Consider the following 12,431-nt stretch of genomic DNA (forward strand, 5'->3'; position numbering starts at 1 on the left):
GTCTTGTCGGACCGAGCGTGTGGCGGCGGCCCTGCCATGTCGCCGCCACACCGCCGCAACGGAACGCGGGAACAGTGGAGGGCATGAGATTCTCCGTACTCTCCCTGATCGGGCATGCCCCGCACCCGCTGACCGGCGAACTCCTCTCCCCCGCCGACCGTTTCGCCGAGGTGGTCGAGACCGCGTCGGACGCCGAGCGGCTCGGCTTCGACGCGTACGCCGTCGGTGAACGGCACGCCGGCCCCTTCCTCTCGTCGAGCCCGACCGTGGTGCTGGGGGCGGTGGCCGCGCGGACGACCTCCATCCGGCTGCTGACGGGCGTCACCGTCGTCGCGATCCTGGATCCGGTCCGGGTCGCCGAGGACTACGCCACCCTCGACCAGATAGCGCGCGGGCGGCTCGAACTGGTCGTCGGGAAGGGCGCCGAGGCCGGTCACTTCGCGCTCTTCGGGCTCGACGAGGACCGGCAGTGGGACCTCCAGCAGGAGAAGTACGAGCTGCTGCGCCGGCTGTGGACCGAGGAGGGGGTCGACTGGGAGGGCGAGTTCCGCCCGCCGCTGAAGAACACGACCACCGTGCCGCGTCCGTACGACGGCGCTCCGCGCGTCTGGCACGGCTCGGCGACCAGCCTGCACTCCACCGAGCTGGCCGCCAAGCACGGCGACCCGCTCTTCACCGCCAACGCCGTCCAGCCGAAGGCCGCCTACGCGAAGCTGATCGCGCACTACCGCGAGCGGTTCGAGGCGTACGGGCACGATCCGGCGGACGCCCGGGTGGCGGCCGGTTCCGGCGGGCTGCTGATCGCGGACAGCTCGCAGCAGGCGGTGGAGCGGTACAAGGATCTGTACGAGGCGCGGGTGCGGCAGTCCTTCCGGCCGCATCTGGAGGGGAAGGCCGGGTACAACACACCGTTCCGGACGATCGAGGACGCCATCGCGGGCGGCCCGCAGCTGATCGGCAGCCCTCAGCAGATCATCGACAAGATCCTCGGCTATTACGAGGAGTACCACCACGATCTCCAGTCGATCACCGTGGACGGACTCGGTCTGAGCCGTCCCGAGCAGCTGGAGACCCTGCAGCGGTTCGCGGAGGAGATCGCTCCGGTGGTCCGCCGGGAAGCCCCGACGAGCCTGTGGGAGTGATCCCAGCTCTGGGCGACGGGGGGCGGGCGGGTCGGACCCCATAATGGGGTGAGACATCGGATGTCTGAACCCGTCCGCACCCAGGAGGTCCGTCATGGCTGTCACCGACGAGGCGATCGAAAAGATCAAGGGCATGATCGTCTCGGGCGCGCTCCGCCCCGGCGACCGGCTGCCGAAGGAGAGCGAACTCGCCGCGGACCTGGGGTTGTCCCGCAACTCCCTGCGCGAGGCGGTGCGGGCACTGTCGCTGATCCGCATCCTCGACGTACGGCAGGGCGACGGTACCTACGTCACCAGTCTGGACCCCCAGCTCCTGCTGGAGGCACTGAGCTTCGTGGTGGACTTCCACCGCGACGACACGGTGCTGGAGTTCCTCGCGGTCCGCCGCATCCTGGAACCGGCGGCCACGGCCATGGCCGCCTCGCGGATCGGGGACGCGGAGCTCGACGCGCTCGCGGCGGAGCTCGACGCGCTGGGCGACGGGCCCTCGGTGGAGGAACTCGTCGCCGCCGACCTCCGCTTCCACCGGGGAATCGTCCAGGCCTCCGGCAACACGGTGCTCTGCTCGCTGCTGGACGGCCTGTCGGGGCCGACCACCCGGGCGCGGGTCTGGCGCGGGCTGACGCAGGAGGACGCGCTCAGCCGCACCCTCCAGGAGCACCGCGCCATCCTGGCCGCGCTGCGCGACCGGGACCCGGAGGCGGCGCGGGCGTGGGCGACGGTGCACGTGGCGAGCGTGGAGCAGTGGCTGCGCTCCACGCTCTGAACGCACGGACCGGCTGCCGGTGCGGTGACCGGCAGCCGGGGCCGGTCAGTCCTCGGCGGGGCGCAGCCGCAGGCCCTGCATGCCGCCGTCGACGGCGAGGGCGGTGCCGGTGACGGAGGCGGCGGCGGGGCTCGCCAGGTAGACGATCGCGGCGGCGACCTCGTCGGCCGAGACCAGGCGGCCGAGCGGCTGGCGGGCGTTGAGCGCGGCCCGTTCGGCCTCGGGGTCGCCGGCCTGGCCGAGCAGCCGTCCGATCCACGGGGTGTCCGCGGTACCGGGGTTGACGCAGTTGACGCGGACGCCCTCGCGGACGTGGTCGGCGGCCATGGCGAGGGTGAGGGAGAGGACCGCGCCCTTGCTCGCGCTGTAGAGGGCCCGCTGCGGCAGTCCGGCGGTGGCCGCGATGGAGCAGGTCTGGGTGATCGAGACCGCGCCGGGCCGCTCCTGGGCCGCGGCCCGCAGGTGCGGCAGGGCGTGCCGGGCGGTGCGGACCATGCCGAGGACGTTGATGTCCAGGACCCGGGTCCACTCCTCGTCGGCGTTGTCCTCGACGGTGCCGATGGAGCCGATGCCGGCGTTGGAGACCAGGGTGTGCAGTCCGCCGAACTCGGCGGCGGCACGGTCGACGGCCGCGCGGACCTGGGCGTCGTCGGTCACGTCGGCCTGGACGGCGAAGGTCCCCTCGGGCGCTCCGGTGGTGTCCCGGTCGAGCACCGCGACCCGGGCGCCGCGTTCCAGCAGCAGCGTGGCGACGGCGGCGCCGATGCCGGAAGCGCCTCCGGTCACCAGGGCGGACAGTCCGTCGAAGTCCTTCGTACCGGTCATCGGCCGGCCTCCTCGTGGTCGGGGAGGGCCGCCCAGACGGGGCCCTCCGGGTAGCGGTGTTCGGCGATCGACGCGGGGAGCATCCGGGCCGAGAAGCCGGGGGTGCGCGGGGTGACGTACCGTCCGCCGGTCACGACGGCGGGCTCGGTGAAGTGCTCGTGCAGGTGGTCGACGTACTCGATGACCCGGTCCTCCCAGGTGCCGGAGACGGCCACGAAGTCGAACATGGAGAGGTGCTGGACCAGTTCGCAGAGCCCGACGCCGCCCGCGTGCGGGCAGACCGGCACCTGGAACTTCGCCGCGAGCAGGAGGATGGCGAGGTTCTCGTTGACCCCGGCGACCCGGGCCGAGTCGATCTGGACGAAGTCCACGGCCCCGGCCTGGAGCAGCTGCTTGAACACGACCCGGTTCGCGCCGTGTTCGCCGGTGGCGACCTTGACGGGCTGTCCGGCGCGGATGGCGGCGTGCGCGAGGATGTCGTCGGGGCTGGTGGGCTCCTCGATCCAGTGCGGGTCGTACGGGGCGAGGGCGCTCATCCACTCCACCGCCTCGGCCACGTCCCAGCGCTGGTTGGCGTCCACGGCGATCCGGATGCCGGGGCCGACCGCCTCGCGGGCGAGCTTCAGGCGCCGTACGTCGTCGTCGCGGTCCCCGCCGACCTTCAGCTTGATCTGGGTGAAGCCGTCGGCGACGGCCTCCTTGGCGAGGCGGACCAGTTTCTCGTCGTCGTAGCCGAGCCAGCCGGGCGAGGTGGTGTACGCGGGGTAGCCCTGGGCCAGCAGCTGCGCGGTCCGCTCGGCGCGGCCCGGTTCGGCGGCGCGCAGGATCTCCAGCGCGTCCTCGGGGGTGAGGGCGTCGGTGAGGTAGCGGAAGTCCACCAGGGAGACGAGCTCCTCGGGGGTCATCGTGGCGAGGAACTGCCACACGGGCAGCCCGGCCGCCTTCGCCGCGAGGTCCCAGGCGGCGTTGACGACGGCCCCGGCCGCCATGTGCGCGACCCCCTTCTCCGGGCCGAGCCAGCGCAGTTGCGAGTCGTGCGTCAGCTCGCGGTACAGGTCGCCGAGGTCGGCCGCGGTGCGCGGCACGGGCCGGCCCAGCAGGTACGGCTTGAGGGTCTCGATCGCGGCGGCCATGACGTCGTTGCCGCGCCCGATGGTGAAGCAGAAGCCGTGGCCTTCGAGGGGGCCGTCGTCACCGGTGCCGGGGGCGTCGGTGCGGAGCACGACGTAGGCGGCGGAGTAGTCGGGGTCGGGGTTCATCGCGTCCGAGCCGTCCAGTTCTCGGGACGTCGGGAAGCGGATGTCGTGGACCTCGACGTCCGTGACGGTCTGACTCATGCGCGCCCCCAGGGCAATAACATCGGATCTCTACAGCGAACATCCGATGTATAGCGCCATACGAGCCTCTTCGTCCAGCTCCGGGAGAAATTCGGGGGTGCACAGCTCGGATGAATCCGGTCTCGGATGCCCCGACTCGCCCGCTGCCGCACTTCGGCGATCTAGGTTCACCCGCCCGTGCAAAGGGGCTTCGGATGGGAATGCTCCAACCCGTAAGGTTGGTGCGTACGCATACGCAAGGGAACTTCGGAAGGAGGCCTGGGTGATCGAGCTCGAGGGTGTACCCGAGCTGATCGACCCGGTCATGGTGGCCGCGTTCGAGGGCTGGAACGACGCCGGTGACGCCGCCTCCACCGCGGTCGGGCATCTGGACCGGGAATGGAAGGGCGAGGTGTTCGCGGCGCTGGACGCCGAGGACTACTACGACTTCCAGGTCAACCGCCCCACGGTGTGGCTGGACGGCGGTGTCCGCAAGATCACCTGGCCGACGACGCGACTCTCGGTGGTCCGCGTCGGTGGCGACAAGCCCCGTGACCTGGTGCTGGTCCGGGGCATCGAACCGTCCATGCGGTGGCGCTCGTTCTGCAACGAACTGCTGGGCTTCGCCCATGAGCTGGGCGTCGAGATGGTGGTCATCCTGGGCGCGCTGCTCGGCGACACCCCGCACACCCGGCCGGTGCCGGTCAGCGGGGTCACCTCCGACCCGGACCTGGCCGTGACCATGGACCTGGAGGAGACGCGGTACGAGGGCCCGACCGGCATCGTCGGCATCCTCCAGGAGGCGTGCACCCACGCGGGCGTTCCGGCGGTGAGCCTGTGGGCCGCCGTGCCGCACTACGTCTCGCAGCCGCCGAACCCGAAGGCGACGCTGGCCCTGCTGAACCGGCTGGAGGACCTGCTCGGACTGCGCATCCCACTGGGCGAGCTGCCCGAGGACGCGCGCGCCTGGCAGATCGGCGTGGACCAGTTGGCCGCGGAGGACAGCGAGGTCGCCGAGTACGTCCAGACACTGGAGGAGGCCCGGGACACCGCCGAGCTTCCCGAGGCTTCCGGGGAGGCCATCGCCCGCGAGTTCGAGCGCTATCTGCGGCGCCGCGACCCCGGCCCGGGTCCGGGCCAGGCACCCGGCGGGCACGCCACGGAGAGCGGTGACGTGCCGTATCTGCGGGACCCGGCGAGCGGTCGCACCCGTCCGCCCAAGCCGCAGCGTCCTGCGGAGTCCGGTCCGGCGGGCGGACCGGGCGGCGTTCAGGGCGGCGACCTAGGCACGGCCGGTGAGGGGTCCGAGGAGAAGAAGCCGTCGGACGACGACGGCCCCGGCTCGGGTACGGACTCCGACTCGGGTACGGACTCCGACTCGGGCTCCGGCTCGGCCTCCGGTTCTCCCGACGGGGACAAGCCGGAGAGCTGACGCCCGCCCCCGCGTACGCCAACGGCCCCGGACCTCTTCTTCTCGGAGAGGTCCGGGGCCGAAACCGTTCTGCGGCGCGACGCCGTTCTACAGCGCGACGCCCAGGAGCGCGTCGACGGTACGGGAGACGAGGCCGGGTGCGCCCTCGTCCGTACCGCCCTCGGAGTGCTGGCGCTCGGCCCAGCGGTCCACGGCGGCCAGCGCGGTCGCGGCGTCCAGGTCGTCGGCGAGGGCTTCGCGGACCTCTTCGACCAGGGCGTCCGCGGACGGGCCGTCCGGGCGGGAGACCGCGGCCCGCCACCGTCCGAGCCGGGCGACGGCGTCGGCGAGGACCTGGTCGGTCCACTCCCAGTCGCTCCGGTAGTGGTGCGAGAGCAGGGCGAGGCGGATCGCCGCCGGGTCCACGCCCTCGCGGCGCAGGGTGGAGACGAAGACCAGGTTGCCGCGCGACTTGGACATCTTCTCGCCGTCCAGGCCGACCATGCCGGCGTGCACGTACGCCCGCGCGAACGGGTGCTCGCCGGTCAGGGCCTGCGCGTGCGAGGCGCCCATCTCGTGGTGCGGGAACGCGAGGTCGGAGCCGCCGCCCTGCACGTCGAAGCCCATGCCGAGGTGGTCCAGGGCGATGGCGACGCACTCGATGTGCCAGCCGGGCCGTCCGGCTCCGAGGCTGCCGCCGTCCCAGCTGGGCTCGCCCTCACGGGCGGCCATCCAGAGCATCGGGTCGAGGGGGTTCTTCTTGCCGGGGCGCTCGGGGTCGCCGCCGCGCTCGGCGGAGAGCAGCCGCATGGCCTCCGCGTCGAGACCGGAGACCTCGCCGAAGTGCGGGTCGGCCTCGACGGAGAAGTAGACGTCGCCCTCCAGCTCGTACGCCGCACCCGCGTCCCGCAGGCGCTCGACGAGGGGCACGATGCCCGGTATGGCTTCGACCGCGCCGATGTAGTGCTTCGGCGGGAGCATCCGCAGCGCGGTCATGTCCTCGCGGAACAGGGCGGTCTCGCGCTCCGCGAGTGCGGTCCAGTCCTCTCCGTCGCGCACGGCCCGCTCCAGCAGCGGGTCGTCCACGTCGGTCACGTTCTGGACGTAGTGAACCTGCCGCTTGGTGTCGAGCCACACGCGCTGAACGAGGTCGAACGCGTTGTAGGTCGCCGCATGACCCATGTGGGTCGCGTCGTACGGCGTGATGCCGCAGACGTAGATGCGGGCGACGGGACCGGGGTCAAGGGTGATCCGTCCGCCGGTCGCGGTGTCGTGGATCCGAAGGTCGCGGCCCTTGCCAGGCAGGGCGGGGACCTCAGAAGCGGGCCAGGCATGCATGTCATGAGCGTAACCGGACGGAGGTTCCGGATACGAACCGGATGGCGAATCGTGTCCGAAGACGCATTCTTGACGGAACCGTCCGGCCCGGTTAAAGCGTGGTGCGGAAGATGCCGCGTGCCCCTCGGGTCCTTTCCGCGGGTCCTGTCCACGGGTCCGCCCCACGGTCCTGTCCACGGGTCCGTCAGACCGGCGGCCACGGGATGGCGGGCCACTGCCCGCTCGGCACCGGGTGCAGCCCGGTCTCGCGGAGTGCGGCGACCCGTTCGCGTACGGCGTCCAGCTCCGCCGGGGTGATGAGCCCGCCCAGCCGTGCGGCCAGCGGTGCCTCGGGCGCCAGCTCGCCGGCGAGCCGGTCCAGCACCTCCACCGCCTCGGCGGTCAGCGGCTCGCCCGCCCAGCCCCAGAGCAGGGTGCGCAGCTTGTCGTCGGAGTGGAAGGTGACGCCGTGGTCGATGCCGTAGAGCAGGCCGCCGGGTGCGGGCAGGAGGTGGCCGCCCTTGCGGTCGCTGTTGTTGATCACCGCGTCGAGGACCGCGAGCCGCCGCAGCCGGGCGTCGTCCGCGTGCACCAGCAGCGCGGTCTTCCCCTCGCCCACGTCGGCGAGGCCCACGGCCTTCCAGCCGTCCTCCGGCTCCTCCCCCTCGACGAGGGCGAGCATCGGGCCCGCGTCCGGCTCGGCGTCGATCCACAGCTGGCACATGCCCTCGCCGTACGGGCCCTCGCGCAGCACGGTGGGCGGGACGAGTCCCCAGCCGGTGGCCTCGGAGACCTCCCAGGCCGCCACCTCGCGCTGGGCGAGGGTGCCGTCGGGGAAGTCCCACAGCGGCTGCTCCCCCGCGACGGGCTTGTAGACGCACGGCAGCTCCACGCCGTCGTGGGCGACGGTGCAGCGCAGGACCGCGTTGGAGGCTCCGGGCACGCGGCCGAGGACGGTGAGCCGCCCCTCGGTGAGCAGGGTGACCAGTTCGGCTGCGGTCGTCATGCCCCGCGCCGGTATCCGTTCTGACGCGGGCACACGTGTCCTTCCGGGTCGAGCGGCAGGCTGCACAGGGGGCACGGCGGGCGGCCGGCGGAGACCACGTCCAGGGCGCGCTTGGCGAAGGCCCGGGCCTGGGCGCCGCTGAGGCGCACCCGGAGCATCGGCGGGCCGTTCTCCTCGTCCTGGAGAAGCCTTTCCTCCGCCGCCGCGAGGTCGTCCTCGGTCTCGACGTCGATCTCGACGAGGGCCTGCGCCTCGACGATCATGCACTGCTCGTCGCCGTCCCAGGCCAGCGCCATCGTGCCGACCCGGAACTCCTCCTCCACGGGGGTGTCGAGCGGCGCGGTGTCGGCGACGGTCATCGGGGCGACGGCGGGCACCGGCGAGTTGCCGCCGGTGCGGCGGACGACCTCGTCCAGCAGTTCGTCGATCCGCTCCGCGAGCGCGGCGACCTGGGTCTTCTCCAGGGCGACGCTGGTGACCCGGCCGCCTGCGGACGCCTGCAGGAAAAACGTACGGCGTCCAGGCAGCCCGACCGTCCCGGCCACGAATCGTTCCGGCGGGTCGTAGAGGAACACCTGACGGGACACGTCCAGTTCTCCCTTGGGGAATCGGCGGCGGACGGGGGCTGACCCCCACCGCCCGGGGACGGGTGCCGGGAAACCCGTCGACGGGCTCCCTACGGCCCGTCCACCCTATCGCCAGGAGCGATCACGGCGCCCCAGCGCCGCCCCCCACCTGGGCGTGCGATCCGTGGTCCGCGTCGTCGGCGGGGGTGGCGTCGGCGCCGAGCCCCTGCTCGCGCGGGGCGAGTCCCGCCAGGTCGCCGGTGTCGCCGAGGCGCAGCAGGAAGGGGCGCAGCCGCGTGTAGCGGATGGCGGTGACCGAGCAGGGGTCGACGTGGATGCGCTGGAAGAGGTCCAGGTGCATGCCGAGGGCGTCGGCGACGACGGCCTTGATGATGTCGCCGTGCGAGCACAGCACGTAGACGGCGTCCTCGCCGTACTCGGCCTCGATGCGCGCGTTCCAGGCCCGTACGGCGTCGACCGCGCGGTTCTGCATCGCGCGCATCGACTCGCCGCCCGGGAAGGCGGCGGCGGAGGGGTGCTGCTGCACGACCGACATCAGCGGCTCGTCGGAGAGCTCGGCGAGCTTGCGCCCGGACCAGTCCCCGTAGTCGCACTCGGAGAGGCCGTCCTCGGTGTGCAGGGGGAGGCCGGGACGCGCGTCCAGCAGCGGCTGGAGGGTCTGCCTGCAGCGCTGGAGGGGGCTGCTGACGGCGGCCACGAGCGGCAGTCCGGCGAGGCGGCCGGGCAGCCCGGCGGCCTGCGCGGCGCCGCGCTCGTCCAGCTGGACACCGGGGGTACGGCCCGCGAGCACCCCGGAGGTGTTGGCGGTGGAGCGTCCGTGGCGTACGAGGATCAGGGTGGGCATACCGGCCAGCCTAACGACCCCGCGCGCGGGTCCCCGGGTGGGGCGAAGGTGTGCTTCCGGCCGGGGCAGGGAAGAATGCGCGCCGTGATTGTCGACTGTGCCATCTACCGGGACGGGCGCCGGACGGACGGCCCCGACGACTTCTCCGACGCGCTGGACGAGGCGCGGGCCGCGGGGGACGCCTTTCTCTGGATCGGGCTGCACGAGCCCACCGAGCAGGAGTTCTCCCTGGTGACCAAGGAGTTCGGACTGCACCCCCTCGCCGTGGAGGACGCGCTCAAGGCGCACCAGCGGCCCAAGCTGGAGATCTACGACGACTCGTTGCTCATGGTGCTCAAACCGATCGCCTACGAACCGGACGGCGACACGGTCAGCGCGGACGAGCTGATGGTCTTCGTGGGCGACTCGTTCGTGGTGACGGTCCGCCACGGCGAGAGCGCGCCGCTGGCGGACGTGCGGCGCCGGCTGGAGGCACAGCCCGGGGTGCTGCGGCAGGGGCCGACCGCCGTGCTGTACGCCGTGAGCGACTCGGTCGTGGACCACTACATAGACGTCGCGGGCGAGCTGCAGATCGACCTGGAGGAGCTGGAGACCCAGGTGTTCGCGCCGAGCGGCAACGCCGAGTCCCAGCACACCGCGAGCCGCATCTACACCTTCAAGCGCCAGGTGATGGAGTTCCGCCGGGCCGCCGGGCCGCTGGCCGGGCCGATGACCCGGCTCGCGGGGACCGGGGTGCCGTTCGTGCACGCGGAGTCGCAGCCCTTCTTCCGGGACGTCGGCGACCACCTCACCCGCGCCAACGAGCAGGTGGAAGGGCTGGACCGGCTGCTGTCCGACATCCTCTCGGCGCATCTGGCGCAGATGGGGGTCCGGCAGAACGACGACATGCGCAAGATCTCGGCCTGGGCGGCGATGGCCGCCGTGCCGACGATGGTCGCGGGCATCTACGGCATGAACTTCGACCACATGCCGGAACTCCACTGGGTGTGGTCCTATCCGGCGGTGATCGTCCTGATGGCCGGGGTGGTCTTCGGTCTGTACCGGCAGTTCAAGCGGCGCGGCTGGCTCTGACCGCACCCCGCCTCACCCCACTGATCCCTTCCGATCCGCGGCCGATCCGACCGGGGTGCTCCGATCCGCTCGCGGGAGCCTCAGGCGAACTCGGCGCCCGCCGCGGCCGGGGAACCGAGGGCGTCGCGGCGCTCCGGCTCGGCCAGGCTCACCATCCGGCGCCAGCCGGCCAGCCGCTCGTACGCGTACATCGCGTGGATCCCCGCCGCCAGGGCCGCCGCCTTCGGCCGGGGCCAGCCGAGGATGCGGCCCATGTGGGCCATGACGGCGAGGCTGACGTCGCGGTAGACCCTGATCTCGGCGAGCGCGCACTCGCGCAGGATGCGCTGGATCGTACGGCCGTGACCGGCACGGGCGAGGCGGAGCAGTTCCTCGTGGCAGTAGGCGAGGTGGTTGTCCTCGTCGTGCGAGATCATCCGCACGGCGCGGCCGATGACGGGGTCGTCGGCGAAGTACTTGAGCAGCAGGCGCATCTGCTCGGACGCCCGCTGCTCGGTGACCCGGCTGTGGGCCAGGTAGGTGACGATGTCGCGCTCGGTGAGCGGTTCCTCGGCCTTGAGCTGCTCATGGGCGAGGCCGATCCCGTGGCGCTCCAGGAGCATCGTGTAGTCGGTGTCGGCGGGGACCTCGGCGGCGGGCAGCCCGCGCTTCTTCAGCAGCGCGTTGAAGATCCGGCCGTGCTTGTCCTCGTCGGCGCCGTGCCGGGCGATCTTCGGGGCCAGGGCACGCTGGCTCCCGGGGACGAGCGCGGCGATGCGGGCGTTCTCCCAGCCCCCCTGCGACTCACCGCTGGCGGCAATGGAGCAGAAGAGCCGGAACGACTCGTCGTCGTCGAGGATCTCCTGGAAGAGACTTTTTGCCGAGAGCATGACTGCCACCTCCGTACCGGTGTCCGCAGACAAAAGGCTGGCCCGTAGTTAAGAAGTCAAAGGCTCCGCGGCGCTCCGGGCAACCGGAGCGGGCCCGGTGACGTCCTGGGCCCGCTCCGGCCGGTGGCGGTTACTCGGCGGCGCCGGAGCGCTCCAGGGCCTCCGTGCCGGCACGCAGGGCGGCGATCCGCTCCTCCAGCGTGAATCCGGCCGGGGCGAGGGTGAGGGTGGTGACGCCGGCCTCGGCGTAGGCGCGCATCCCGTCGGCGATCCGGTCGACCGGGCCGAGCAGGGTGGTCTGGTCGATCAGCCGGTGCGGGACGGCGGCGGCGGCGCCGTTCTTGTCGCCGGCGAGGTACTTGTCCTGGATCTCGGCGGCCTCCTTCTCGTACCCCATGCGCTGGGCGAGCTGGTTGTAGAAGTTCTGCTTCCGGCTGCCCATGCCGCCGACGTAGAGCGCGGTGTACGGCCGGAACATGTCCGCGAGGCCCTGCACGTCGTCGCCGACCGCGAGCGGGACGGTCGGGCAGACGTCGAAGCCCGCCAGGGGCAGCCCGGCCTTCTCGCGGCCCGCCCGCAGGTGCCGCAGCGCGGTCTCCTCCAGGTGTTCGGCGGAGGGGAAGATCAGCAGGGCGCCGTCGGCGATCTCGCCGGTCTGCTCCAGGTTCTTCGGGCCGATGGCGGCGATGTAGAGCGGGATGTGTTCGCGCTGCGGGTGGACGGTCAGCTTGATCGGCTTGCCGGGGCCGCCGGGCAGCGGGAGCGTCCAGTGCTGTCCCTCGTAGGTCAGGCGCTCGCGGGCCATCGCCTTGCGGACGATGTCGACGTACTCGCGGGTGCGGGCCAGCGGCTTGTCGAACTTCACGCCGTACCAGCCCTCGGAGACCTGCGGCCCCGAGACGCCGAGGCCCAGGCGGAAGCGTCCGCCGGAGAGGGAGTCGAGGGTGGCCGCCGTCATGGCGGTCATCGCGGGCTGCCGGGCCGGGATCTGCATGATCGCGGAACCCACGTCGATGGACTCGGTCTGCGCCGCGACCCAGGTGAGCACGGTGGGCGCGTCGGAGCCGTACGCCTCCGCCGCCCAGCAGACGTCGTAGCCGAGACGGTCCGCCTCCTGCGCGACGGCGAGGTTGTCGGCGTCCATGCCCGCGCCCCAGTAACCGAGATTGATGCCGAGCCGCATATCCGCTCCCCTTACTGATCAGTAACGTCCCTGTGGGCCGGACTCTAGCGCGACGGGGCGCCGTCCGGCAGGGGCAGGGCCGCGCCATGGTTGT

12 protein-coding genes are annotated in these 12,431 nt (G+C 72.2%); 4 read left to right on the forward strand and 8 right to left on the reverse strand.

All coding sequences use genetic code 11. The annotated features are described in order from the left end of the window. Nucleotides 1-83: 83 nt before the first annotated feature. Nucleotides 84-1,142, forward strand: a complete 1,059-nt coding sequence (locus tag ACFWEE_RS14055) for an LLM class flavin-dependent oxidoreductase (protein ID WP_386888959.1) — start codon at nt 84-86, stop codon at nt 1,140-1,142. Between the two features lie 94 nt (nt 1,143-1,236). Continuing rightward, the gene (locus ACFWEE_RS14060; RefSeq protein ID WP_386888961.1) at nt 1,237-1,908 is read left to right on the forward strand and encodes a FadR/GntR family transcriptional regulator; all 672 of its coding nucleotides are present in this window, start codon (nt 1,237-1,239) and stop codon (nt 1,906-1,908) included. A 45-nt stretch (nt 1,909-1,953) separates the two neighbouring features. Here ACFWEE_RS14060 and ACFWEE_RS14065 read toward each other — a convergent pair whose 3' ends face one another. Together ACFWEE_RS14065 and ACFWEE_RS14070 are read right to left on the reverse strand one after the other, a co-directional pair. Next, entirely contained in the window at nt 1,954-2,733 is a 780-nt protein-coding gene (locus ACFWEE_RS14065; protein WP_386888963.1) for an SDR family NAD(P)-dependent oxidoreductase, read from the reverse strand. Next, the gene (locus tag ACFWEE_RS14070) at nt 2,730-4,070 is read right to left on the reverse strand and encodes an enolase C-terminal domain-like protein (protein ID WP_386888965.1); all 1,341 of its coding nucleotides are present in this window, start codon (nt 4,068-4,070) and stop codon (nt 2,730-2,732) included. The genes ACFWEE_RS14065 and ACFWEE_RS14070 overlap by 4 nt, the downstream gene beginning before the upstream one ends. A gap of 262 nt (nt 4,071-4,332) precedes the next feature. Here ACFWEE_RS14070 and ACFWEE_RS14075 point away from each other — a divergent pair, with 262 nt between their 5' ends. Next, complete coding sequence (locus ACFWEE_RS14075) at nt 4,333-5,481, forward strand: PAC2 family protein (RefSeq protein WP_386888967.1); 1,149 nt, start codon at nt 4,333-4,335, stop codon at nt 5,479-5,481. Between the two features lie 87 nt (nt 5,482-5,568). Here ACFWEE_RS14075 and mshC read toward each other — a convergent pair whose 3' ends face one another. The 4 genes from mshC to ACFWEE_RS14095 all read right to left on the reverse strand — a co-directional run bounded on the left by mshC (nt 5,569) and on the right by ACFWEE_RS14095 (nt 9,214). Then, nucleotides 5,569-6,798, reverse strand: a complete 1,230-nt coding sequence (mshC, locus tag ACFWEE_RS14080) for a cysteine--1-D-myo-inosityl 2-amino-2-deoxy-alpha-D-glucopyranoside ligase (protein WP_386888968.1) — start codon at nt 6,796-6,798, stop codon at nt 5,569-5,571. Between the two features lie 184 nt (nt 6,799-6,982). After that, nucleotides 6,983-7,816 (reverse strand): SCO1664 family protein, encoded by an 834-nt coding sequence (locus ACFWEE_RS14085; RefSeq protein WP_386888970.1) that lies wholly within the window; start codon nt 7,814-7,816, stop codon nt 6,983-6,985. Continuing rightward, nucleotides 7,780-8,370, reverse strand: coding sequence for a DUF3090 domain-containing protein (locus ACFWEE_RS14090; RefSeq protein ID WP_386888971.1), 591 nt, complete (start codon nt 8,368-8,370; stop codon nt 7,780-7,782). Before ACFWEE_RS14090 ends, ACFWEE_RS14085 begins: the two co-directional genes overlap by 37 nt. Before the next feature lie 121 nt (nt 8,371-8,491). Beyond that, nucleotides 8,492-9,214 (reverse strand): histidine phosphatase family protein, encoded by a 723-nt coding sequence (locus ACFWEE_RS14095; RefSeq protein ID WP_386888972.1) that lies wholly within the window; start codon nt 9,212-9,214, stop codon nt 8,492-8,494. Nucleotides 9,215-9,289: 75 nt separating this feature from the next. Here ACFWEE_RS14095 and ACFWEE_RS14100 point away from each other — a divergent pair, with 75 nt between their 5' ends. Then, nucleotides 9,290-10,285 (forward strand): magnesium and cobalt transport protein CorA, encoded by a 996-nt coding sequence (locus tag ACFWEE_RS14100; RefSeq protein ID WP_386888973.1) that lies wholly within the window; start codon nt 9,290-9,292, stop codon nt 10,283-10,285. Between the two features lie 80 nt (nt 10,286-10,365). On the opposite strand, the gene ACFWEE_RS14105 is transcribed toward ACFWEE_RS14100, so the two are convergent. Both ACFWEE_RS14105 and ACFWEE_RS14110 read right to left on the reverse strand, forming a co-directional pair. Then, a complete protein-coding gene (locus tag ACFWEE_RS14105; RefSeq protein WP_386888975.1) occupies nt 10,366-11,154 on the reverse strand; it encodes a ferritin-like domain-containing protein in 789 nt (262 codons plus the stop codon). 130 nt (nt 11,155-11,284) lie between these two features. Further along, nucleotides 11,285-12,337 (reverse strand): LLM class F420-dependent oxidoreductase, encoded by a 1,053-nt coding sequence (locus tag ACFWEE_RS14110; RefSeq protein WP_327174869.1) that lies wholly within the window; start codon nt 12,335-12,337, stop codon nt 11,285-11,287. Nucleotides 12,338-12,431 lie beyond the last annotated feature (94 nt).

Source organism: Streptomyces sp. NPDC060184 (assembly GCF_042728795.1).
Lineage (GTDB): Bacteria > Actinomycetota > Actinomycetes > Streptomycetales > Streptomycetaceae > Streptomyces.